The organism is Legionella bozemanae (assembly GCF_900450575.1).
In the GTDB taxonomy this organism is placed as follows: Bacteria; Pseudomonadota; Gammaproteobacteria; order Legionellales; family Legionellaceae; genus Legionella; species Legionella bozemanae.
Genome location: NZ_UGGY01000001.1, coordinates 2,526,829 through 2,551,113, shown reverse-complemented (window position 1 = coordinate 2,551,113; position 24,285 = coordinate 2,526,829). Strand labels below are relative to the sequence as shown.

Below are 24,285 nucleotides of genomic sequence, written 5' to 3'. Positions count from 1 at the left end.
CATGTCCATTAACCTAACTCCTTAATTCATTTATTCATTATAGCATCGCTATGATATTTGAATTTATTAAATCCTATTGAGTAAGTATTTTGTAGTGTAATAACAACTGTCTTGAGTGCAACGTGAGTTCAGCATGGCCTTATCTCAAATCAATACTATAATTAAGTAGTATTGAGATGCTCTGAGGACAATTATGAAAAGGAAAGACCGTGAAAATGAATACAGAGGGATTGTTTCAATTATCATCATTGTCATTTTAGCCATTATTCTGGTTTATTACTATTCACATTACTCTTCTTTATCTAATAAAACTCAAAAATCTAATATACCCGTAGAAGCTCCTTCGCCTCCAAATAAGAATACTGGCGGAATTTAATAATTAAATACTTTGGTATTTTGTATTAGTTCATTGGAGATATACTCTCCAATCGAAAATAAGGCTTAATCCTTATTTCTTATAGTTTATAGTGGTTCAACATGACGCTGAACCATTGCTTCTGAAATAAATCGTTTCAAGGAGGAATAAGTAATGCAACGATTTCATAATATTTTATTCGTTAGCCATGGAATAAAGATGAAATAGAAGCCTTACAGTTGGCAATAAAGTTAGCATCTAAAAACGAGGCACAACTACAAGGACCTCTTATGTTTTGAAAATACTATTCGATTTAAAATAAAAGTAACTGGCAAGAGAATAATGACGATTATAAGAGGTGCGTAAGTGACTGAAAATCCTAGCCATACTATAAATTCTAATGAAAGGGCACCTAATACATATTGCAATAAGTAGATTAAGGGAAATTCTAAAATAGTCTCTAATGACATGATCCCTTTAAAAACAGATTTGTTCATAAAGTAGAGAGCAACTACTGAAATTGTATACGCTATTAAGTACGCATATTGATAATTTATAAATTGATATAACATAACATAGAGGCCAAACATAATTAATGTGCTTAATATACCTGTTATAGCAAATCCCAACATTTGTTTTTTATCAGCTTGCTGGATAAATTTAATTTTCATATTTTAGTCAGGTTTTAGTCAGGATTAAGGATAATCTATAGAGTATAGAGTATAAATTATCGAGAGCGCCCGCGTGAGGAGTAGTTTTCTTGGGCCATAGTTACTTTTAATGGACGTCCTTCCAAAAGTTTACCATTCATATCTAAAGAGGATTGAGCTTCTTGTTGGGAACTAAAGGTTATAAAACCAAAACCTTTGATGTAGCCAGTAAAGCGATCTTTGATTAAAAGAAGCTCATCTACCTTACCATATTTAGAAAATTCTGCTTGTAATGTCTCTTCAGTAATTCCAAAGGGTAAATTGCCTACATAAATTTTATTTTGTCTCACTGTTGTTTCCTCAAAAGTAACCACTATAACTACAGTAAGATATAGTGGTAAAATAATATTAGCTACTAAATTAAAGAGCTATTATATTTTGTGCTTGAAGACCTTTTGCCCCTTGCGTCACAATGAATTGTACTCGCTGACCTTCTGTGAGGGTTTTGAAGCCAGAACTTATAATTTCTTTAAAATGAGCAAATACATCCGGCCCGGCTTCTTGTTCAATAAAACCAAATCCTTTAGATTCGTTAAACCATTTAACGACTCCATTTACTGTTTTAGACATAAGTATCCTTAAGTATTTATTATAATGCCTGTATAGGCGAATTTAGCCGGAAACCGATCAAGAATTAAAAACTACCGAACGAGGGATTAAATGAATAAAACGACGATTTGGAGAGTATAAAATAGACATTTTCTAGCTGAGGCAAGAATACTACTCTTTAAGGTTAAAAGTCAATTTTATTTTAGCATGTATTATTTAAACCTCTCAATTACCCTATTTATGCTATTTCTTTTTTTAATCATATTATAACCTTCTTAGCTCATACTTATGGTGTACTTATACACTTTCATATTGAGAGAAAAATGTTTATTTATACCGCAAAATATATTGATGATATTGAAATGAAACAATCCTCTGGAAATAATTTAGACTCTCTTTTTATTTGGATGCTAACCCAACAAGAGGGGAAATTTGGTAATCACAATGGTCAAATTACTAATAACAAAACGTATCTGATTGAAAAGAAATTTCGAACCAGTTCTTATTAATGTGCAGCTCTTTTAATTTATTCGGTTATGCTTTTTGTTTTTACATGATCTTCTGTTATATGTGTGGATTATCTAAGTATCAATTCTTGAACGGTAAAGAAATTATTCATCAACGTATATGGGAATTTTTTGAGCGTTTTCTTTTACGGTGTTTATAAAAAATTTACGACCTTCTTTATCAGCGAAACTGTTAATGCCAATTAATTTTTGGGTGCATGAGGAACAGAGATGATAGCAAAGGAATTTTCCATTTTTAGCTCGAGATTTACCTCTTAAGGAAAAATAATTTTTAGTTTCTAAACAATAATGGCACGTTTGGTAGCTCATAGATATCCTTATAAATAGCTAATTGCTCCTAATGACTATGAGGTAATGTAAAGAAATTGCAGGATAAAAATGAATTTCCCTAAATAGGCAATAAGAAGATAATAGAGGGTATAATTAAAATACACCAATCAAAGATTATAACATCTAATTGACTGTGACGTAATGGTTAATAAATAAAATGTCCCCGGAAATGGGGATGAGCCCCTTGATTTTCCCGTAATATAACTCATGGTGAAATTATCATTGATCATGTTCGTTTTGGATATAAATCTGATAATATTATTAAAGACTTAAGCACTCATATACCGGGAGGCTTGAAAGTCGGTTTAGTTGGATACAGCGGAGCTGGAAAAAGTACCTTGGTTCAACTCATCATGCGCCTTTATGATGTCCAAAATGGAAAAATATTAATAGACGAGCAGGATATTAGCATAATAAACAAACATAGTTTATGCGACAACATAGCATTTATACCTCAACACCCCAGTTTGTTTCATCGAACTGTTTATGAAAACATACTGTATGGCAGAATTGGTGCCAGTTATGAAGAGGTTATTAATGCTTCTAAAAAGCTCATGCGCATGAATTTATTGTCAACTTACCGCAAGGATATGACACTCCTATTGGAGAAAGATGGATTAAATTATCCGGCGGACAATGTCAAAGAATTGCGATTGCAAGAGCTATTTTAAAAGGTGCGCTCCTATTTTGATCTTAGATGAAGCCACCAGTTCACTAGATTCTTTAACCGAAAAGCTAATCCAAGAATCATTACACATTGCAATGAGTAACCGAACGGTTATCGTGATAGCCCATAGATTATCGACCATTTTATGTATGGATAATGTTCTAGTTATGGACAATGGTAAAATTATCGAAGTGGGTAACCATAAGCAGCTAATCGAGGCTGGTGGTTTTTATAACACACTCTGGAACGCTCAAAGCGGACATAGTTTTATTTAATTGATGAGATCCATGAACAAAAAACATCATCTGTGTTGAATTTATTAGTGAATTTAAAAAAAATTCTTTTTCATATTGTTAAATTATTCTAATTGTGCAATAATTCAACAAAGTGTTCGCAAATATGTTTTTCTACATGAATATTATATTTTTCCAGGCTTTAAATCCAGCTTCCAACAACTTAGGAGTTAGTACCACTAATCCTGAGCTAGTTATTAGTAAGAAGCTACAAATTGAAGCTCCAAATAGAAAAATGTATGAGCGAAACATAGATAACAGCATTGCTCTTTCTTCTCGAGGAAGACATTTATTTCGATTTCCATCTTTGAAAGTTATTGATATTGTTAGAATAGCTACAACTCCTCCCGACCCCCACACTTTCAAGTCTTTTCTCTAGTCTGAGATTAGCTAGGTCTCAACTGGAATATATTCTGTTGAGAGTCACGTACATTACCTAAGACAGCATAGCTAGTGGTCTTTTTAAAGAGGTCGCTGTTTCTGCAAAGTCAATTTTTCATATAGCGTGTAACGTTCTCTCATTATTGAAGATAAAAATAACAACTGTATCCATTTCGTAGCAATAAAATTTAAACATACAGTAAGTTAAGTTGATAAGATGAAAATGCAATGTAGTGTAAAAGGCGAACGGTACCTTTATATGGGTCTTAATATTTTCTTAATATTCGATTAATAGTCCTTGTTTATATACAAAATAATCAAAATTTTAACAAATTACTTGTTTGTAAACTAACTATTAGTGAGATTCATATGAAAGATAAAGAGCAGCGAAACAAATTATTACAAAAATGTATTGAGATTAAAGATTCAATTAATCAAAAAATTCCTTTGGCAGCGAATCGATATGAAGAGTTTGAACAGATTGAGCGCATCAAAATAAAAGCGTATGAACTGGCCAGAAGGGCAAATACTCCTGAAGAGGAGCAATTAGAATCATGCATATACGAAATGGAATATCTTGATGCTCATGATAAGAAGTATGAAGCGTATGAAATCTATGTAAAACAAAAGCAAATCGAGTACTATATTTTTGAGTCCATTAATGAGAGTTTTAAGGAATTTTGTCTCGATAAGCAGGTGAAATCGCCGCACAATCTAAACAATAATCAGAAGCAAAGTTTCAGGCAAATTATCCTCAAACAATCTTCGATTTTATGTGAAAAAATTGCAAGAGCACAAAAACTGCTGGGAAGAGGAAGCAGCGATATTAACGTCACTGAAATGGATGACTATCTTGAAAAAAATGCCGATTATTTCATCCACATTTTAGGCCAAGGAGAAGAATTAACGATTACCGATAAAGAATTAGCTTATCGGTTTAAAAAAAATCTTGAATTGGCTGAATATCGAGATGCTTTTCAAAAGCAATTTAACCGAGAAAATGCTCTGCTTTTACAAAATGGGTTTGATAAAAAGGTAATTGAAACAGCCCAAAAATCAAAAATATTTGCAAGCGCAGAATATTTTGATAAACCAGAAATCAGTACGGGTTTTTGTGAGGAACATACCGTCATTGCCCTTAAAAGATTATATGATGAATATTTAATTGATAGTGATACCATCGTTGAGAAAATTAATATTGACTACTTTGATGATGATGGTAACCCGGCAGATGGTCACACGTTTTTGGTCATTGACCGTAATCCCGATAGCCCTCTCAATGACATCAGCCAATGGGGGGGGATCCTTTTAGACCCATGGAATGGGATAGCCTGTCTTACAGAGGATTATCATTCCTTACCTTATTTTTATATTTCCTATCCGCAAGGGACAACATGGGAATCCATCCAATTTACGGATGCTGATTATAATCTACGCTCTACGATCCGAGATGCGAACAAATATTATCAGATGACAGGGAACGGCGACATAGAAAAACGAAGACCACTGCTGATGGAAGAACATCAGTTGCATTCGTTGGATGAAGTAGGATTAGAAGATACCAAGTCATTTCTTGCTGAACTGATTAATAAATTACGCCCCCATAATTTCAAAGAATCCATCGAAATTTTTATTACAACGACAGGCGATAAATTGGTTAATTCGCTGGCCGGATTTCCTAAACCTGTGATTGTCATTCACAGCGATTTTCTTAAGCAAATGCAAGATGGCGTTTATACGGTTGAAGAATTAGAGTTCGCTTTAGCCAATGAGTTACTTTACATTAAACACGAAGGTGTTGGAATTTATCATGAGATTTCAGCCAATGAACAATTCAAACTCGATAAATTAACGATTGAACAATGCCATAATATACAAGCAGGTATTAGTTACTTAAGAAAAAGCATTAACTTTCAAGAGCAACATAAATGGGATGTTAGTCATGTCCATCAATCTTATTTGGTTCATGATTATCGACAAGGGGCATTAGCAGATTATCATCAACGTATAAAAAATTTGTTAACCTGGTTGGCTATCAAAGAAAATGAACGTGATGAAAAACAACAAACGTCTTTACCAAATACTATCTTAAAAGCTGTTGCTCCGATTCACCGAGAAATTTTCTTTAAAAATGAATGTGATGTATGTGGGAATACTGTAGCGAAACTCAAATTTTTAGAGTCCAAATTAGCAGAGCTAACGGTTGAATTATTACCTTATGAAGTAACCCATAGTATTGGAATTAAGGTCAGAGATTTCTGTAGGATTTTGTATGCGATGGACATTAATTTGGCCAATGCGGAAGTGAAAAAAGCAGCGGAAGAATTGATTGAGCGGGCTTATGAGTTGCGAATCCCAGCCTTTGAAGTTATTTATCTGGCTCTTGTTCATCAACATTTCACTAGTCAAAATTATTTGGATGATAGGGTCCGGGTACCTGCACTTGGACTTTTTAAGGTCATAAACAATGCATTTGATGCGTTTGTTAAAGCAAAAAGCTTTGAGGAAGCGAAAGAAGCAGCGGAGTCACTAAAAGCGTTACAAGAAAAATACATAGGTCATCTTAACCACTCGAATGGTCGGGCAAGAGTTCATACCTATCAATTTGAGCAAGTGCATCAGCGCATGCCTGTTGGAAACGAGCGATTTTTTGGTTCAATCATTGGCAAGCACATTGAATGGATTACTTTTTCACCGCAGGATAATGCAACGGGGGTGCCTTGGTCGAGTCATCTTGAATGGGTACAGAAAGATGAAAGTTCTATTATAGCTGAGACATTATGGAACCTTGGAGTGACTACCGACCAGAACTTGTGGCTTTTATTTCCTGAAAAAAAATTATTGTCTTTCATCATTAATTATGCTGAACACAAACCGATTACCAAATTGCCTCGAGAATATGCGTTTTATGGCGGTGATAATTATTATGAAGCGATATTGGCCTTTTTATCTGATAATGTGATTCAGAAATTTAACGTCAACTTCGAGATGTTTTTTAGTGAGGGCAGTTTTCAGGACAAATTTAAGCAATTTTATGATTTGAACTGGTCTGTATTAATCAAACCTTCGGAATGTGATGCTCGCAATATTGACAACGTAGCCATTCAATTTTTGCTGACTGAATTTACCAATATAGCCATGAATGGGACTCCAGAAGAGAAAGCCGTCGTGAAAAGCTTTTTCCTTGGACGAGAGGATCAAAGAGATCTGGCGCACTTGCAACAAATTTCTTATGAATCGACATCCATGTTGCATTATAAAAGTCATTGTGTTCAATTTTTTGTTAATCAACAATTTCAAGACAAAAAATTTGATTTATTTACCACGGAAGAACAACTTAAATTATTTAAGACTATTTCGATGTATTTTTCTGAAATTCCACCTCAGGAGTTTATTCAGATTTTTCGCTTGCCCTTTGAATCACTCAGTCTTGCTTGTCTGGAACAGTTACTTCCTTTAGCTCTAAAAGATTCTGAATGGGCTAGCTCTATTGCTCCCAGTTTTTTTCAGGAACATATCAAACAACATGGAAATTATGAGGTATTAACCAAAGAGACGATGGCCTTACTGAAACTTGCCATTCAGTTCGTGGATAATCCCGTAGATCGTGCAAACATATTTAAACCACTCCTGTGGAATTTACCTCAGGAGGCTAGTGGAACAAACCATTTAACACCGGATGATTTAATCCTTATCTATCGTACGTTTGATGCACAACTGACATTCCCTTCCACTGAGGTACAAGAGCATTTTTCTAGACTGGTTATCGAACGGATCAAAGGGATTTCAGATCGTGATGAGCGGATCAAGGCATTGGAAGAGCTTCTCTCCGTAGAGAATGCAATCAGTCTTCCGATTGGCTATATTCCTCTGCGTAATGAGGCCATTGACCAGTTGGTCAAAGACTTGGGAGATAAATATGGTCAAGATGACCAATCTCTGAAATACAAAGAGCAGATGATTGCCGTAATTGATCGTCTATATAAAAACATGGCAAAACGAGATGTCACATTAATACTTTCGCGACTGGCCAATGTCATCGAATCCCAGTGGGAAGTGACTGAACATTTAGGCATTTTGTTAGAACCGGATAAATATTTACCGATTAATCAGCAGGAAACAATTGATTTTTCTATTAGTAACCTGGCTGCAGCATCTCGTAAGCTGAGTGAAGACAAGAATGATGTTAAGGAGTTTCTGGAATTTATCTCTTCTCCTATCAGCCGTCAAACAACGGATAAATTTGCCAGTTATTTATTTAGCCATAATAAAATAAACGCCCTGGCAAAACTGTTAGGCTACAGTGATAATTTGGCAGAAATTGAAAAAGAAAAGCCGGGAACTATTGCGTTAATGTTAAGAACTTTTTACGCGCAGTTCTGGGATGTGAGTCTGGAAGAGCGAGCGGTTATTGTGGATCACTTGCTTATTCCTGTTAATAAAGTAAAAACCGCAGATGAGATGGAAGATGCCTACGAGGAAGCCTTTTCCTACGTTGCTCATAAATTATTTCCGCATGCCGAAACAGATAAAGAGGAAAATTTTGCTTACGCCTTGTTGAAAGCTTATCTGGACACGGCGGATAAATACATTCGCAGCCATTTGTTAGCAGGCATGTTAGTAGCCACCAATCAGGCGAATGGAGCGGGGCAATCACCTGGCGCGGGTAAAAAATTAGCCATGTTATGTGAGCACATGGGGCCTGCCTATGTCAAACTTGCTCAGGCAGTTCATAGTCATCCGAATACGCCTGAGCATATTCGCCGCGATCTGGATCATTTGAAGGGACGAGCGAACCCACCTCATCGTTGGCAATTATGGCGGCTTTTGCGCGAAGTGGTTTCTCGTGACGATCGCAAAATGATTAAACGTGTCGGAGCTCTTTTAGGCTCGGCCTCTTATAATTTAGCTCTGGAAGTAGAGTTAGAAAATGGTCACGACGTAGTGCTATTGATGTTGCGTGAAAATGCAGCAAAAAATGCGCAAGAAGGTTTTATGCATTTGCAAAAGACCATTGACTCTTGCTCGCACATCGATATGAAACCCATTCGGGAGAGTATTTTATCGATTATCAGTGAAGCCAAAGAACTGTCGAAAATTGAAATGGACAGGAAGTTAAGTGAGCAGCAAAACCAGATCGCGGCCAAGCTATACGCCCGTTCCATCACAGTAAAAGTTGATGATAAATCACATACTTTTATCATGAATCCAGCTCATTTGATTAAAAGTGGCGAAGGCTATCGATTCATTGAACGTATTTATGGAACCGAATTTAATGAACTTCCTAACAAAACTCCGGAAGACAAGGAAATTCGCCGAGCCATTGCTAAAGCAATCATCACGGTGGAACTCATTAACATTCTTCAGGGTGGTTATTTTGATTCTGACCGACATGGTAATCAATTGCGCCATCAGAACCATCAGCTGGGATTGTATGATTTTGGCGAAATGTCTTTGCAACCTCCCAATGAAGTGGAGTTAGAGCAATTAGCGAAAGTTCTGTCCGATGTTCCCAAAGCGGCAATAAAAAATAGATTGTTTAATACCAACTTTGATCTGCTGTTAACAGAGCATATTCGAAAGGCGCTTAAAGCAGGTGAACCAACCAGCTATTTAATGCGAGTACGTAAAGGACTTTTGGCATTACGAGACTTCCAAAAAGAATTATCGACTGAAGAACTAATGGATGTGTTAAAACAGGTTAATGCCAGTGAAGCCATCCATCACAAAGTCAAATCCCAAGTGGCAAATACCATTCGCATGGCTGAATACATGGTGGATATTAGTCAGAATTATCAGCGTTTTGTTAACAAGGTGGTTTTTTTCAGGAGAAAGGTTGACTCATTATTCAAAGGGCGTACCCCTCATGAAGCGTTGCCTCAAGATGGAGCATCATCTGACAATGATAACCAAATATTTTTTGCTAATGGCAATTAAAAATAGAAACTAACTCCTTGAGGTGGAGAACAGAAACTCTACCTCAGTAATTCAATTCTTAAGGAGAATACCGCTGTGTATGCTACTAAATCTGTACGTGAAATTTATTTAACTGCTTTATCCAATAACGATACCAGCACTGTAGAACATTGCTTAACTGTTAATAAAGTTTTCCGGCTCTCCACCAATTAAGGGGGCACTTTAATCAAATTATTCTAAACTAAGTCCTTGATTTGACGATCAAAAGGAGATTAAAGTGCCGAAGTACCATCTTATCCTAAATTTACCTGGATTTTCCATAGTAAAAGTGAGGGGATATCAACCATTAATATTAGAAGTAACCTATAATCGATTAGCCCGTTGCAGCCATTGTCAGAGTAAGAGAGTACGCAAGAAATCATCGTATATACGAAGAGTTCATCATGAGTTAATCGGACATCGTCGAAGTATATTGAGGTTTAAAGCGTATAAGTTGTATTGTCACACTTGTTACCGTTATGGTAATCAGCAGTTTCCCGGTATAAACAAACATCAACGAGCTACTTGGCGAGCGCAAGCTGCTGTTTTTCATGAGCATAGTCGTGGTGTATCTCAAAAAGACTTATCAGAACGTTATAAGCAAGGCAAAGCCACAATAGAACGTTGGTATCAACGCCATTATGAAGAGCAACATAGAGAATTAATCAATAAACCCTGTCCGATAGTATTGGGTATTAAGGAATAGGGGCATCCTGGCCCTATTGAGAATCAGGTCTGATAACCTCAGTGAAGAGATGAAAGTAAAAAAGAGATGTATTTTTAACTCAAAATCCTGCTATTGAAGCCATCTATCAATTTCAGCAAGAACTTCATTCTCTGTTAATGAAAAGAGCTTTAACTCAACGTGCCTGCCGTAAAGTAATTCCTACATTCTTGGATATGCTTGTTGAATTGAAGCAGAGCGCGTTTAAAGCGTTAGCTTCGCTAGGAAAAACTCTTAGTGCTTGGAAAGATGAGGTCGCCAGAATGTGGCGGTTTAGTAAATCTAATGGAATAACCGAAGGGTTTCATCGCAAAATGAAACTCATTCAGCGAAGAGCTTATGGTTTTAGGAATTTTGAAAATTATAGAGTGCGTGTTAAGGTGCTCTGCGGGTGATTGAAGCTGCCCCCTTAAATGGGAAAGAGCCCCCGGAAATGGGGATGAGCCATGTGAGTGCCCCCGTAAATGGGAAAGAGCCGATTTTAAATGGCGCGCTCGGAGGGACTCGAACCCCCGACACCTTGGTTCGAAGCCAAGTACTCTATCCAGCTGAGCTACGAGCGCAATGGGGTATGGATTTAATATTTTGCCACTTGCTTCTGGTTGATATTGAAAATTAGTTACCAGAATGGTGGGCCGTATAGGATTCGAACCTATGACACAGAGGTTAAAAGCCTCCTGCTCTACCACCTGAGCTAACGGCCCGCAGGACAAAATATTTTTTAAAATGGTACTCTAAAACTGGTGGGCCGTATAGGATTCGAACCTATGACACAGAGGTTAAAAGCCTCCTGCTCTACCACCTGAGCTAACGGCCCTAAAGAGGCTGGAATAATACCGGATTAGCACAGAATTTCAAGTCTTTTTATGATGTTTCTATTATTTTTGTTATTTTTAAGGGTACAAATATTTTTTTTATACAAAATTGATGCTCTATAAAAAAGAAAATTCCTGAGTTAATTGGGGTTGAAAATAAATATTTTTTTCGGTAGCCAGTATAGTCCAGTTTTGTATTTTTAGTTTATCAGCAAGGATCTGAGCCTCGTCTGCTGAAGTAATGAGCAGTAAAACATCCGCACCTAAAGCGCCACAACCCTTAGTTGCCAATATTTCTGGGCATTTTTTAAACTCACTAATAAATTTTAAACTGTGTTCTGCTACCAAATTGAGCTCGGTTAATTTTTGATGATAGTTGTTTATGGCTGAAATCAATTTTTTGGAATCAATCTGTTCGAATGCTTGTTTTGCTTCATCTACCAAAAAAGATAAATAATCGATCGGACCAGGAAGGGTAGAGTCTTGTAAATGATGATGAGTGGCAAGTTTCATCCCGGTATGGATGAGAAAAAACGACAAATCTTGAAAAGGCCAGTTATAAGACTTTATTATTCTTTGTTGTTTATTAATGTATACACATCCTTGTTGTGACTGTGCTATTACATCATATCCACTAGGCTTTAAGCCTTTTCCGAACCATGATGATTTATAATAAGCACCTAGCATTTTATTTAAATCAGGTTCAGTGCTATTTACAAAACAAGCCGCTAAATAGCTTGCCAAAAATTGTGCACTGGAGGCGCCTAAGCCCCCTCGACTTGCATAAGGGTCATGCCACAAAAGACCTTGTCCTGAGTTTTGTTGCAGCCACCAAAGTCCAGCTGGAGATTCTGGGTGAATTCCAACTAACTTTTCTTGCGCAGTTAATGTAAGTTCAAAACAGGGGGCGGTCATTAGAAGAAGTGCAGAGGCTTCAGCTAAAGCAGCATATTCACCCAGTAAAAAGGTTTTTGCGGGTATTGACCATTTCATACAGCAATCGGTGTTTGTCTGATTTTAGCTAGTAAATCATGAGCATTATTAAGACTAATTCTTTTATGTAAATCCAACCATTTTTGCAAATGTTCTTTAAGCACTGGCATTTCACTTTCATTGGCGCCTGCTGCCAAAAGCAGATTATCAATGTGTAATTTCATATGGCCTTGAATAATACCTTCGGTACATAATGCTTTAATTGCTCCCAAATTTTGTACCAAACCCACTGCTGCAATGACTTGAGCTAATTGATTCGCCGAAGAAATATTCATCATTCGTAAACACATTTTTGCGGTAGGGTGCAATGAGGTAACGCCGCCTATGGTTCCAACAATAATCGGAGCGGTAAGTTGTCCTGTGAGTATTCCATTGTGATAGCGCCAACGTGTAATTGCTTGATATTGTCCATTGCGGGCGGCATAGGCATGTACTCCTGCTTCAACTGCGCGCCAGTCATTTCCAGTTGCGATTAAAACAGGATCAATACCGTTCATTACCCCTTTGTTATGGGTAGCTGCTCGATAAGGATCCATTTCGGCAAAGAGCGATGCTTCTTGCAGCTTTTGGCCAAGTTCATTATCGATAGTATGTATCGTAACTTGAGCGGTTGTTAACTTTTGATCATTTAGGTTTGATAAAATACACATGGTGACTTCTTCACCAGTTAACTGTTCTATAGGTGTTTTTAAGTATTCAAGAACTTGATTAATAATATTGGCTCCCATGGCATCACAGCTATTCATAGTCAAATGAATTACGGCCATGTCTTGATTATCTTCTCTTTTTAGCTGGCGTAATTGCAAGTCCATGACACCACCGCCACGTTTTACCATGTTATCGGCCACATCTTTGTTTGCTCTATTAATCAGATAGGTTCGATTTTCATGAAAAATCTGGGAAAATTTAGAGAAATCTTTAACCTTTGCCAATTGAATTTGACCCAAAATGCATTCGCCTTGAACCCAGGTTTTTATTTCGCCACATTGTCTAATCCATTTAGCAGATTTGGATAAGGCTGCAATGATGGATGTTTCTTCAACAGCCATTGGAATAACATAGTCTTGGCCATTGATATTGAAATTAGTTGCTACTCCCAAAGGAAGCTGAAAATAACCGATTACATTTTCAATCAGTTTATCTGCTAAATTCAGATCTTTTATACCACCGCTTTTAAGAAAAGAAATATCTTCAGAAGTTATGGCTCCTAGTGCTAACAAGCGCTTGAAGCGTTCTTCTCGAGAGAGTTTGGAAAATCCGCGAAATAGCTCATCAGTATTAGAAGATAAAGGCATGCTTTCTCCTTTGAGTAGCCGGCATTGACGCAAGTTTTGTAATGCCATGTTTGCGTTGTTCAAATTGGCTGTAATTTTCTTGCATACCTGATTTTAGTTTCTTGAAAAAAATAAAAGCAATTTTATCATAAAACAGAGATGCAAACTACCTGAAATCATCGGTATTATATGATTTTGTTTTATTTACAAGTCGTCTCTATGTATAAAGTGCAAAGGTTTTCTACAAATGCCTATTCAATCCAGTAAATGCTCATCGTAATCTGTATTTTTTATCTGCTTTATTTATAAATTTATCAATTGTTGTATGCGGATAAAGCCATAACATGTGTTACGCTAGTATGTGCTGTTTTTGTTTTTTATGATTATTCGATAATCTAGTGGTGCTTTTTTGTACCAGGCGATTGTTTTTTAATTTAAATTTTCTGGTGTTTTTTTAGCATGGAGTGTAAATTGAGAGCATTTTAATTTGGATTGTTATTTGTTGGAGATATCATGGGGAAAGATGCTAAGGAAAAAAAGGCTTTTGAATCCGCTTCGAGTATGAGAACGATATACATTGAGCAATTGCAGAAATGCAAATCTGCTGCGCAATTTGAGACTTTTTCAAGCAAATATGAAGAGAAAAAGAGGAAAAATCCCAAGCCTGCTAATTTAACTCCGTATCATAGCGAAGTTATTAGTAGAATGGATGATGAGATCCGAAGTCTAACGGAAAAATTAAATGCACGATTTTTTCCAATAACACTTATTGAACCCTCACCAAGTGTTCATGAATCAGTAAAAAAAGATGTTACCGATTTATTGCCAGAAGAGCATGTTTCAGATGAACTTCCTCCTATTAACGAGCAGGATTTAGGCACACAAGCCAAAGTTGTTACAGAAAAAGCGAAGGGCACTCCTCTTATACAAACTAAAACTACTGAAGAACTTCTTAAAGAAGAAGAGGGGGAGAGTTTAACTCGGTCAGTAACAAAGAAAAGTGGAGCATTTGTGGCTCCTGTTGATGTAAAACCAAAATTCAGGCACATCACTTGGAATGAAAAGCAGCTTCAGGAAATGCAGGAGCAGGAAAAACAGCGTCACGAAAAGCAAGTTGATCAGAAAGCCAGGAGGCATAGAAATGCTCAGCTTAATGAGGTTAAAGAAAAACTAAGAACACTTTATGCAAAGCAAACAAAATATGACACGAAAGCTAAAGAGTATCGTAGGAAGAATGATCCACAAAGAGAGGCGAAATATCGAGACGCTGCAAAAGCTGCCGGAAGCATTCATGAGCAGATAGCGAAATTAGTTAATCAGTACATTCGGGATGGGGATTTAGACTCTTTTAAATTAAATAGCCAAAAAATCCTAGGCGATGAGAAGAATAATGATGTGAAAACATTGCGGGCATACCGTGGCTGGTGGGAAAAGTTCTTAGATGATTTGGTTGAACTTATAAATTCCGGGTTTGCTCGCATAGGTTCTTCGATCCGTGTGCATGAATTATCGATGTTTAAACCCGCAACAACCGATGGGGGACACAAAATTAACGACCTAGGTAATGCAATTAGTTCCGTAAAAGCAACCTTTTAATCGTTTATAAGAAATAAGTAGTCTGAGGTTTGTTTCGCACTCAGACTATATTTTTTGCCCTACCCGAATATCTTGTTATTGTGTTACCATGTTCTATTGTTTTTGTTCTTCTAGAATATTCATATTATTCTTTGAGGTTATTTTTCAACACAAAAGACTATGGTACAAAACAGCGCGCAAATCACTTACGATAAGGAACTTGCCAGATTTCACTGTACGGGTGCCTGGTCTGTTTTAAAAATTGAAAATTTATTAGCTCGATTTAATGTAGATGAGCTGCCTAAAACTCAAAAAGTGACTATTAGCGGTGAAGGTATCAGCTATTTTGATAGTGCAGGCGCCTTGGCCCTTATTAAATGCATTGGCACGCTGGAACAACGAAAAAATCAGGTTGAACTGACAGATTTTACCGAAACACAACAGCAACTTGTCGATTTAATTAAATCAAAAAAAGACGTATTAGGTTATCAAATACCTTCTCCGCCTAAAGAAAATGTATTTTATCAATTGGGGAAAGAATCAGAAAGCAAATTTCGTCAAATAGATGGCCTTCTCGCTTTAGTTGGTGATTTGACTACTAAAATGTTTAATGCATTTGGCAATTGGCGCCGTTTTCAATTACCCAGTATCATTGCAAATATTCACGCTACAGGCGTGACTGCTTTACCTATCCTTGCTTTGCTTTCTTTTCTAATTGGTGTGGTTTTGGCATATCAAATGGGATTGCAATTGCAAACATATGGGGCCAACAGCTTTATTGCCTATTTATCAGGTATGGCTATTTTTCGTGAATTTGCACCGTTAATGACGGCAATTATTGTTGCTGGACGCACCAGTTCCGCATTTACAGCACAAATTGGCAGTATGAAACTAAATGAAGAAGTAGATGCACTATTAACGATGGGACTTTCCCCCACTGAATTATTAGTGCTCCCTAAAGTTCTGGGGTTGTTGATCGCGTTCCCTTTATTGATTTTTTGGTCTGATGTTTTTAGTATTTTAGGTGCGATGATCATGTCCAATAATATGTTGGGCATCAGTTTTGTTGATTTCTTACAACGATTAAGAGACTCTGTTGGACTTTCGCAGTTGAATTTAGGTCTTTATAAAGCCCCCGCATTTGCATTGTTAATAAGCTTAGTCGGTTGTTATCAAGGGTTTAGAGTAGAAGCCGGTACGGAAAAAAATATTGGGAGCCAAACTACCAGAAGTGTAGTACAAGCACTATTTCTAATTATTATTGCTGATGCAATTTATTCAGTTATTTATAGTCGGATGCATTTATAGATGAGCGAGCCCATTATCGAAATTAAAGGACTAAAGAATTGTCTCGGAGGTCAATGGGTCCATAGCGATGTGAACTTGACTGTAGAAAAAGGGGAAATCTTAGCTATTATTGGCGGTTCAGGGAGTGGAAAAACAACGATATTACGTAGCTTACTGATGTTACTGAAGCCTACGGCTGGTCGTATTAAAATATTTGGACAAGATATTAGTAATCTGGATGCAGAACAATCGTTTTTGCTTCGTCGGCGATGGGGAATGCTTTTTCAGCATAGCGCATTATTTTCATCAATGAATGTGTTGGAAAATGTTATGTTTCCTATGCGAGAATTTACTAATCTGGATTATGAGTTTATGTATGAACTGGCTTTGCTAAAAGTCGCTTTAGTAGGCTTACCCAAAGAAGCTGCAGGTAAATTACCATCAGAATTGAGTGGCGGAATGCAAAGAAGAGCCGCTGCAGCACGTGCCATTGCAATGGATCCGGAGTTGTTGTTTTTAGATGAACCGACTACAGGCTTAGATCCCTTGAGCGCAAGACTTTTTGATGAGTTGATTGTTTTTTTAAGAGATTCTTTAAAGCTCACTATAGTTATGGTGAGTCATGATATAGAATCTTTAAAACGAACTACAGATCGAGTAGCCTTTATCGGCGATGGAAGAATCTTAAGTGTTGAGCCGATTAATGATTTGATAAAGAATAAGAATAAAATAATTGCAGGTTATTTTAGTAAAATGTAACTGGAGACAGAATTCTTGGAAGCTAAAACCAATTACACCATAGTAGGTGTAGTCGTACTTATATTACTGGTAGGGCTGGTGGCTACAATGTTGTGGTTATCTGTTGGTTTTAATCAAAAAAAATATTCTACCTACACCGTTTATATGCATGAGGCAGCTTCTGGCCTGACCAAAGATGCCCCAGTAAAATTTAATGGAGTGCAAGTTGGTTATGTAAAAGAAATAAAATTGAATCAAAGTGATCCGAGGCAAGTTGAAATTTTGTTAAATATCGAAGAGGGGACGCCCGTTACGACCAGTACTTATGCTACATTAAATTCACAAGGAATTACCGGCGTCACTTATATTGGTTTGAGCGCAAGTACTTCTGATCTGACACCAATTCATCAAATGCCTGGTGAACCATTCCCAGTTATTCCTTCAAAACCTTCTGTATTCACTCAATTGGATAGCATTTTAAAAAAGGTTTCTGAAGATGTAGGCACTGTAAGTGATGAAGCAAAACGAATATTTAATGAAGAAAATGCAAAACATATACGTCATATCTTAACTAATGTTGATCATTTTTCTAAAGATCTTTCACGTAATGGCAAAAATCTTAATGCTTTAATGGATAATCTTGCCAAAACAAGCCGTGATTTTCCGCACATGCTTACCGAATTAAGAGTGGGAATATCTAAATTTAATACTATGGCGGAAAGCTTGAGTCAAGCTGGGAATAGTGTATCAAAAACAATGGGCACAGGGAAAAATGCCATAGATAAAATTTCTGAGGAAGCGCTGCCGCCTGCTGTAATCTTATTACGACGATTGAACACAATTTCTGCAAATTTGGAAAAAGTGAGTAGTGAAATGCGTCAAAACCCTGCTGTGGTTATTCGTGGAACTAAGCCACCAAAACCTGGGCCTGGAGAATAAAAATGAAAAAGCTGACTGTATTTCTTGTGGGCTTAAGCGCAGTAGTACTTAGTGCGTGCTCGCCAGTTAAAATCTCTGTAAAGAATCAATATCAACTAAGTGCATACAGTACAAAACAGTTGGCTAAAAAACCCATGCCTATTACTTTGTTGGTTACTACGCCTGATGCTGCTGCCGGGTATCAAACAGAGCAGATGCTTTATGTTAAAAAACCCTATGCACTGGAACCTTTTGTAAAAAATGCATGGGTAAATCCACCTGCGGATATGCTTTACCCTTTAATTCTGCAAAGCTTACAACGGACAAATCTTTTTGAAGCGGTTACTTCCAATGCGTATACTTTAGGTGCAACTTATCGATTAGATACTCAATTACTTTCTCTGCAACAAAACTTTCTTAAAAAACCAAGCGTTCTTGAGTTTTCAGCCAAAGTTGTTTTAACTCATGTTAGTGATAATAACGTCTTAGCTTCAAAAATTATTAATTTACGGATTCTGTGTCCCAGCGATACACCCTATGGGGGAGTGATCGCAGCAAATAAAGCAACCCAACAGTTTACCGCGGCCCTGACTCATTTTGTGGCATCTCACATGGAACACTAGAGTATGAATTTTCGATCGTAGCCTGGGTGAAGCGCAGCGGAACCCGGGTTTCTGAGCTTAATGAGTTTCTCGATCCCGGGTTCCGCTGCGCTTCACCCAGGCTACGATCAATGATATTGAATGGGTAGTATTACTGTAGCCAAAAAATAAAAAGAATTGTACAATGTGCCCCCATGAACCCTGTAAGGGTATTTCGAAGTGTATTAATAATAAAAAGAACGAAGGAGATTGAGGATGAAAGCCGGATCATTAGGTAAATTAGGCCTGCTTGTGGCGAGTGCTGTTTTCGTTGTTGCTTGTTCTAAAGCACCAGGTAGTGCGGAAGGAGGAGTAGGCGTGAGCGAGGCTGAGGCTCAAGGTCTAGGACAATTTACTCATTTTGCTGGTCAAGAACCAGGTGAATCTTATACAACTAAGGCACCTCATAATCAATTGTATTTGTTCTCTTATGATGACAGTAATTTGGCTCCCAAATATTTACCATCAATTAATGCTCAGGCAGAATACTTAAAGACACACCCTGGTGCGCGTGTGTTAGTAGCTGGACATACAGATGAGCGTGGTAGCCGTGAATATAACGTAGCCCTTGGCGAGCGTCGTGCAAATACTGTAGCTGACATTTTACGTATGGCTGGTGTTAACAGACAACAAGTTCGTGTTGTGAGCTATGGTAAAGAGCGTCCAATTAATTTAGGACATGATGAAGCGTCGCATGCACAAAATCGACGTGTAGAATTTACTTATGAGGCAACAAGATGATAAATTGCAAAAAACACATTATCGCTACAGGTTTTATATTGATGCTTCCTTTGGCCTGTTGGTCAGAAGCACCTGTTGTTGATGATAGTGATAATTTTGCAATTATTGAGGGCCAACAGGCGTATGAAGCGCCTGCTTATGGCCCCAAGTACGATGAAGCACAAATCGAAAATGGTCAGTTTGATGTGGCTCGAAACGAGAGTTATACAATAGATAATTCCCAAACCGATGATGAGCCTGCGCTTGCTAAAGATGATCAAGCAAGTAGTTCAAATACTAATATTACCGATAATGCGAAGCTAATCGACAAAATCCAAAGTTTGCAACAAGAAATACAAGAACTGCGTGGTCAACTAGAAGTACAAGCTCATGACTTAAAGTTATTACAGCAGCAACAAGTTGCTTTTTACAAAGATTTAGATGCACGCTTAAGTGGAAGTAGTTCTGCTAAATCTTCTTCAAGTAAACAACCCACCTTGGATCTTTCTGCTGGTTCGAAGGAAACTACACCTAAAGCAACTGCACCTGCATCTAATGTTCAGGCAAGCAAATCGGCTGTTCCTACACCAGCATCAGTATCCACAGTGACTACCTCTAGAATAAATCCTGCAGACGAGCAAATTAGCTATTTAGCAGCTTATGAATTAGTAAAGAACAAACGGTATGATGATGCTTTAAATGCGATGAATGTATTTGTTCAAAAATATCCTAGGGGCGGTTATACTGCTAATGCACAATATTGGCTAGGCGAGCTTTATTTAGTTAAAAAAGATTTTCCAAAATCTATAGAGCATTTTAATGTGGTTTTACAACAATTCCCCACCTCAAGTAAATCTGCTGCAAGTATGTTAAAGATTGGCTATGCTTATGCTGCACAAGGTGACAAGCAGGAGGCCAAGAAATTCCTGCAACAAGTAGTGAGAGCTTATCCTGGTACGCCTACAGCTCAATTGGCTAATTCAAAATTACGTACAATATAATCATTAATAAATTTTTATACGTAGCTCCGGAGAAAACATAAACTGGGAAACCCTGGTTTCGTTTTAACCAGACTACATTGAAATAAACTTATGGATCCCCAAGGAGAAATTATGTATTGGCTAGCCCATGCCCCAGCTAATATTGCTTTGATCAAATATATGGGAAAAAAGGATGATAACTCAAATAGTCCTGATAACCCATCGTTATCCTATACTTTAAACGAGCTTAAAAGTACAGTAAGACTGGAAAAAATGAGTTCAAAAAAAGATATTTGGGAACCGCTTATTGTACCCGCTGGAATCGAAAATTTTGTTCTTTCCACAGAAGCACAAAAAAGATTCCTTGATCATCTCGCTCGAGTAAAAGCATATTTTGGATATGAGGGTGGCTTTTTAGTGCAGTCCTGTAATAATTTCCCTCACAGTAGCGGGATGGCAAGTTCTGCTTCAAGTTTCGCTGCGTTAACTCGATGTGCCGTAATTGCTCTCAGTGAATTAACAAATAAACCCATGCCTTCTGTTGAAGAACAGGCTCAGTTAAGCCGTTTGGGATCAGGATCATCTTGCAGATCTTTTTATTCTCCCTGGGCTTTATGGGATGAAAATGAAGTTAAAGAGGTAGATTTACCCTACAAGGATTTAATCTATCAAGGGGTCGTGATTAGCAATAAAAAGAAAGAGGTTCCTTCAAGTGAAGCACACCAACGAGTAAAAAGCAGTCCCTTTTATGGAACTCGTAGCCAAAGGGCAAAGGAGAACTTAAAACTTCTCTTAGACGCACTTATGGACAAGGATTGGACTGTAGCTTATCAAATCTGTTGGCGCGAATTTCAAGATATGCATCGCTTGTTTAGTACCAGTGAGCAGCCTTTTTCATACATGACAGAAAGCTGTATTGATCTATTACACAATCTAGAAAGTTTTTGGAATAAAAAGAATGATGGCCCTATTGTGACTATGGATGCTGGACCAAACATCCATTTGTTATATCGTTCCGACCAAACAGAATTGGCACGTGAATTCAAACGCGATTATTTATTGGGCAATTATGATGTTCTTTGATTTTGAAACCACAACCTTTGGCAAATGGATTTTAGCAGGTGAACATGCTGTAGTACGAGGGCATCCAGCTTTGGTATTTCCAATTAAAGAAAAAAAATTAATTTTAAGTTATTCTGCTGACGCGCCTTCTTTGGGTGCGGATTATACGGGAAGTAGCGGCGCTGATATGCAGCTTTTATTTTGGAGTGTGCTCGAGCATGGCATGCAATTACTGGGACGTTCTTTAAATCAATTAGGTGGTTATTTTCATTTACATAGCACAATCCCTGTGGGAGCAGGGATGGGCGCTTCAGCAGCACTTTGTGTGGCAATGAGTCGTTGGTTCGGTGCACAGAAAATGGTAGATCCAAGTCAATGCAATGATTTTGCAAAGGAATTAGAACACTTATTTCACGGAAAAAGTAGCGGGCTCGATGTTGCAGGTGTTGCTACGGAAGTCGGGCTTTATTTTAAAGAAGGAACAAGTATTCCATTACAACAAAAAATTCATCCTCAGTTTTTTTTATCTTCATGTAAACAAATTGGAATTACTTCTCATTGTATTCACCAGGTCCAAAGTTTATGGGCTGAAAATCCTGCATTGGCGGAGCAAATTGATAAGCAAATGGTTATGGCTGTTGAAGAAGCTCGAAATGCTTTAGAGAAGGGAGGGGTTGATGCAATTTCCTTTTTGGCGCGAGCAATTAATAAAGCTGCTGATTGTTTTTATCAATGGAAACTGGTTAGCGAGAGCTTGCAACAACATATGCATCGATTAACTGCTAATGGTGCCTTGGCTGTAAAACCTACCGGCTCCGGAGGAGGCGGATTTGTACTGAGTCTTTGGGACAAGCAACCTCCTGAGCATCTTGAATTATTGAACGCGTGATAGGGAATTGTTCTAATCGGAGATCACTCTATCAAGAATCGGTCATATTTGGCGTATCTTAAACGAAAATTGCGCTCAACTATGTTCGTTCGCCTAAAATTGAATATTCCCTTCGTGATCTATTGCTTCTAGTCTATAAATTGGTAATAGACTTCAGTTCCTTTGACCATCCCGAGCTCATAGCGTGCTTGTTCTTCCAGAGCCTGATCACCATTTTTTAACTCTTTAATATCTGCTTCAAGTGCTCGATTACGTGTTGCCAGCTTATTATTTTCTTGTTCGTGAACGGCTAATTTTTTTTCAAGATTATGCCACTGAATCAAATTTCCATCGCCCAGCCATAGCTTATGTTGTAAAACAACCAAGGAGACTATCAAAATTATAAACACTGGGCGCATAGGTTTTGTTTAATTTAAAGGTATCCTGTAACCATTTTATTACCATATTACAATATGTAGCAATATCTGCTTGAGTAATTTTTTACATTATTTTGCATGAAGCCCGGGCTGAATTCCATGCATAAAGCTCGAGTGATCCCTATAAATTGTAAAATTTCAGTCAAGTGGGAGCGCTCTGTCGTATCTATCCTATCATCCCCTGTCTTCGCAGGGATGATAGAATATGAGGAACACTCAGGCATAAAGTGCGGAAGTAGGCCTGCGATTAAATGCGTTTACTCTTAAGTTCTGCTCAAAAATGTTTGCGCAAAATATTAAGTTCTTTATTTAATTGATCTATTTTTTCTAATAATTCTAATGCAAGTGCTACTCCTGGAAGATTAATTCCCAAATCTCGGTGTAAGCGGAAGGCAGATTCCATTTTACGTAAATCGTTCTGATTTAATTTTATATGCTCTGCTTTCATTGTTTTGCAAGAAAATAAACCATGCTCTGCCATTTCCAGTAATAATTCTTTAGATATATGATATTTTTGACATACTTCACTGAATGAGATTGTTGTTGTTTCTTCAATAAGCACGCCGATTAGTGTATTGTCTTGCTTCATGCTTATACTCCTATTTTGTCACGTGGATTAAAAGGCATTACTTGCGCCATTTTTTTGTAGAGCTCTACTGCTGCTTCAGTTGTTGGTGGGGGGGTAATCATTTTTAAAAGCACATATTGGTGTCCAGGGGTTGTTCCAGGCAAACCACGATTTTTAAGCCTTAATTTTTGCCCTCCTTGAGAGCCGGGTGGAATTTTTAAGTCAATTTTTCCTCCTAGAGTGGGGACTACTATTGTTGCACCTAAAGCAGCTTCCCATGGAGTAATAGGCAGCGTGAGGTAGATATCATTATCCATTACATCAAAAAGAGGGTGTTTATCAACATGTACCGTTAAATAAATATCACCGCGGGGTCCTCCATGTACTCCAGGAGCTCCTTGTCCGGCAAGGCGAATTTGTTGGCCCGATTTTACGCCAGCTGGTATTTTCACTTTCAAGGTTTGCATAGTGACTTTTGACTCTTGTTCGATTGGAACCTGGATGTTTTTCACTGTTCCTGTAAATGCTTCTTCCAGACTAATATTAATTTTTCCATGGTAGTCTTGCCCGGCTGTGGGTTGCTGACGATAGCGGGAATGACCAAATAGTGTTTCAAATAAATCCTCATTAAATTGACTGCCATAAAAATGTTCATATTGTTCTGGTCCACTCCAATGAGCATGAGTTTCTTTTTGATTAAATGCCTTATTTTTCCGATAATTGTCGTATTCTGCTCGTTTGATCGGATCTCTTAAAACTTCATAAGCTTCCCCCATTTCTTTGAAGTGCTCTTCTGCATTGGGTTCTTTACTTATATCAGGATGGTACTTCCGTGCCAGTTTTCGATATGCCATCTTAATGTCTTTATCAGAGGCATTCTCGCTTACTCCCATTATTTTGTAATAGTCTTTATCCATA

At 37.5% G+C, this 24,285-nt stretch carries 23 protein-coding genes, 3 tRNA genes and 2 pseudogenes; 17 read left to right on the top strand and 11 right to left on the bottom strand.

The features are described 5' to 3' along the window. Nucleotides 1-193: 193 nt before the first annotated feature. Entirely contained in the window at nt 194-376 is a 183-nt protein-coding gene (locus DY223_RS11205) for a hypothetical protein (protein WP_058459494.1), read from the top strand. 254 nt (nt 377-630) lie between these two features. Here the strand turns inward: DY223_RS11205 and DY223_RS19820 are convergent, their stop codons facing one another. The 3 genes from DY223_RS19820 to DY223_RS11185 all read right to left on the bottom strand — a co-directional run bounded on the left by DY223_RS19820 (nt 631) and on the right by DY223_RS11185 (nt 1,635). Continuing rightward, a complete protein-coding gene (locus tag DY223_RS19820; RefSeq protein WP_412778573.1) occupies nt 631-987 on the bottom strand; it encodes a GtrA family protein in 357 nt (118 codons plus the stop codon). A gap of 95 nt (nt 988-1,082) precedes the next feature. Next, nucleotides 1,083-1,355, bottom strand: coding sequence for an RNA recognition motif domain-containing protein (locus tag DY223_RS11190; RefSeq protein ID WP_058459492.1), 273 nt, complete (start codon nt 1,353-1,355; stop codon nt 1,083-1,085). A gap of 70 nt (nt 1,356-1,425) precedes the next feature. After that, nucleotides 1,426-1,635 carry a cold-shock protein gene (locus DY223_RS11185; RefSeq protein WP_058459491.1) on the bottom strand — a complete coding sequence of 70 codons (210 nt, stop codon included), beginning with the start codon at nt 1,633-1,635 and terminating at the stop codon, nt 1,426-1,428. A 302-nt stretch (nt 1,636-1,937) separates the two neighbouring features. On the opposite strand from DY223_RS11185, the gene DY223_RS11180 reads away from it, so the two are divergent. From DY223_RS11180 to DY223_RS19865, 7 genes and pseudogenes are all read left to right on the top strand, one after another. Further along, nucleotides 1,938-2,123 (top strand): hypothetical protein, encoded by a 186-nt coding sequence (locus DY223_RS11180; RefSeq protein WP_058459490.1) that lies wholly within the window; start codon nt 1,938-1,940, stop codon nt 2,121-2,123. A gap of 641 nt (nt 2,124-2,764) precedes the next feature. Continuing rightward, nucleotides 2,765-2,977: pseudogene (locus DY223_RS19715) on the top strand (ATP-binding cassette domain-containing protein); the annotation flags it as partial. A 62-nt stretch (nt 2,978-3,039) separates the two neighbouring features. After that, nucleotides 3,040-3,162 carry an ATP-binding cassette domain-containing protein gene (locus tag DY223_RS19710; RefSeq protein WP_328585583.1) on the top strand — a complete coding sequence of 41 codons (123 nt, stop codon included), beginning with the start codon at nt 3,040-3,042 and terminating at the stop codon, nt 3,160-3,162. 71 nt (nt 3,163-3,233) lie between these two features. Beyond that, complete coding sequence (locus DY223_RS19705) at nt 3,234-3,413, top strand: hypothetical protein (protein ID WP_338067150.1); 180 nt, start codon at nt 3,234-3,236, stop codon at nt 3,411-3,413. Between the two features lie 768 nt (nt 3,414-4,181). Continuing rightward, nucleotides 4,182-9,749, top strand: coding sequence for a hypothetical protein (locus DY223_RS11160; protein WP_058459485.1), 5,568 nt, complete (start codon nt 4,182-4,184; stop codon nt 9,747-9,749). Nucleotides 9,750-10,005: 256 nt separating this feature from the next. Then, complete coding sequence (locus DY223_RS19870; protein ID WP_259293067.1) at nt 10,006-10,473, top strand: helix-turn-helix domain-containing protein; 468 nt, start codon at nt 10,006-10,008, stop codon at nt 10,471-10,473. Then, nucleotides 10,472-10,886 (top strand): annotated as a pseudogene (locus DY223_RS19865) (ISL3 family transposase); the annotation flags it as partial. The gene DY223_RS19870 and the pseudogene DY223_RS19865, both read left to right, overlap by 2 nt. A gap of 91 nt (nt 10,887-10,977) precedes the next feature. On the opposite strand, the gene DY223_RS11150 reads toward DY223_RS19865, so the two are convergent. From DY223_RS11150 to DY223_RS11130, 5 genes are all read right to left on the bottom strand, one after another. After that, nucleotides 10,978-11,054: transfer RNA gene (locus DY223_RS11150), tRNA-Arg, on the bottom strand. 65 nt (nt 11,055-11,119) lie between these two features. Beyond that, nucleotides 11,120-11,195 (bottom strand) — tRNA-Lys (locus DY223_RS11145). 37 nt (nt 11,196-11,232) lie between these two features. Further along, a tRNA-Lys gene (locus DY223_RS11140) sits at nt 11,233-11,308 on the bottom strand. Between the two features lie 115 nt (nt 11,309-11,423). After that, entirely contained in the window at nt 11,424-12,299 is an 876-nt protein-coding gene (locus tag DY223_RS11135; RefSeq protein WP_058459427.1) for a hypothetical protein, read from the bottom strand. Next, nucleotides 12,296-13,594 (bottom strand): hydroxymethylglutaryl-CoA reductase, degradative, encoded by a 1,299-nt coding sequence (locus DY223_RS11130; RefSeq protein ID WP_058459426.1) that lies wholly within the window; start codon nt 13,592-13,594, stop codon nt 12,296-12,298. Before DY223_RS11130 ends, DY223_RS11135 begins: the two co-directional genes overlap by 4 nt. A gap of 492 nt (nt 13,595-14,086) precedes the next feature. Here DY223_RS11130 and DY223_RS11125 point away from each other — a divergent pair, with 492 nt between their 5' ends. From DY223_RS11125 to DY223_RS11085, 9 genes are all read left to right on the top strand, one after another. Continuing rightward, nucleotides 14,087-15,169 carry a hypothetical protein gene (locus DY223_RS11125; RefSeq protein ID WP_058459425.1) on the top strand — a complete coding sequence of 361 codons (1,083 nt, stop codon included), beginning with the start codon at nt 14,087-14,089 and terminating at the stop codon, nt 15,167-15,169. 159 nt (nt 15,170-15,328) lie between these two features. Then, on the top strand, nt 15,329-16,456 hold the full coding sequence (locus DY223_RS11120; RefSeq protein ID WP_058459424.1) for an MlaE family ABC transporter permease: 1,128 nt from the start codon (nt 15,329-15,331) through the stop codon (nt 16,454-16,456). Then, nucleotides 16,457-17,194 carry an ABC transporter ATP-binding protein gene (locus DY223_RS11115; protein WP_058459423.1) on the top strand — a complete coding sequence of 246 codons (738 nt, stop codon included), beginning with the start codon at nt 16,457-16,459 and terminating at the stop codon, nt 17,192-17,194. A gap of 15 nt (nt 17,195-17,209) precedes the next feature. Then, nucleotides 17,210-18,112 carry an MlaD family protein gene (locus tag DY223_RS11110; RefSeq protein WP_174223913.1) on the top strand — a complete coding sequence of 301 codons (903 nt, stop codon included), beginning with the start codon at nt 17,210-17,212 and terminating at the stop codon, nt 18,110-18,112. A 2-nt stretch (nt 18,113-18,114) separates the two neighbouring features. After that, the gene (locus DY223_RS11105; protein ID WP_058459422.1) at nt 18,115-18,714 is read left to right on the top strand and encodes an ABC-type transport auxiliary lipoprotein family protein; all 600 of its coding nucleotides are present in this window, start codon (nt 18,115-18,117) and stop codon (nt 18,712-18,714) included. 234 nt (nt 18,715-18,948) lie between these two features. Continuing rightward, nucleotides 18,949-19,473 (top strand): peptidoglycan-associated lipoprotein Pal, encoded by a 525-nt coding sequence (gene pal / locus DY223_RS11100; protein ID WP_058459421.1) that lies wholly within the window; start codon nt 18,949-18,951, stop codon nt 19,471-19,473. Beyond that, nucleotides 19,470-20,453, top strand: coding sequence for a tol-pal system protein YbgF (gene ybgF, locus DY223_RS11095; protein ID WP_058459420.1), 984 nt, complete (start codon nt 19,470-19,472; stop codon nt 20,451-20,453). The genes pal and ybgF overlap by 4 nt, the downstream gene beginning before the upstream one ends. A gap of 111 nt (nt 20,454-20,564) precedes the next feature. Beyond that, entirely contained in the window at nt 20,565-21,515 is a 951-nt protein-coding gene (locus DY223_RS11090) for a diphosphomevalonate decarboxylase (RefSeq protein WP_058459419.1), read from the top strand. After that, nucleotides 21,505-22,383, top strand: coding sequence for a mevalonate kinase family protein (locus DY223_RS11085; RefSeq protein WP_058459418.1), 879 nt, complete (start codon nt 21,505-21,507; stop codon nt 22,381-22,383). Before DY223_RS11090 ends, DY223_RS11085 begins: the two co-directional genes overlap by 11 nt. 128 nt (nt 22,384-22,511) lie before the next feature. Here DY223_RS11085 and ftsB read toward each other — a convergent pair whose 3' ends face one another. The 3 genes from ftsB to DY223_RS11070 form a co-directional block, all read right to left on the bottom strand. Beyond that, nucleotides 22,512-22,781, bottom strand: coding sequence for a cell division protein FtsB (gene ftsB / locus DY223_RS11080; protein ID WP_058459417.1), 270 nt, complete (start codon nt 22,779-22,781; stop codon nt 22,512-22,514). Nucleotides 22,782-23,073: 292 nt separating this feature from the next. Further along, complete coding sequence (locus DY223_RS11075) at nt 23,074-23,388, bottom strand: chaperone modulator CbpM (RefSeq protein ID WP_058459416.1); 315 nt, start codon at nt 23,386-23,388, stop codon at nt 23,074-23,076. 2 nt (nt 23,389-23,390) lie between these two features. Further along, entirely contained in the window at nt 23,391-24,284 is an 894-nt protein-coding gene (locus DY223_RS11070; RefSeq protein ID WP_058459415.1) for a DnaJ C-terminal domain-containing protein, read from the bottom strand. Between the last annotated feature and the right edge of the window lies 1 nt (nt 24,285).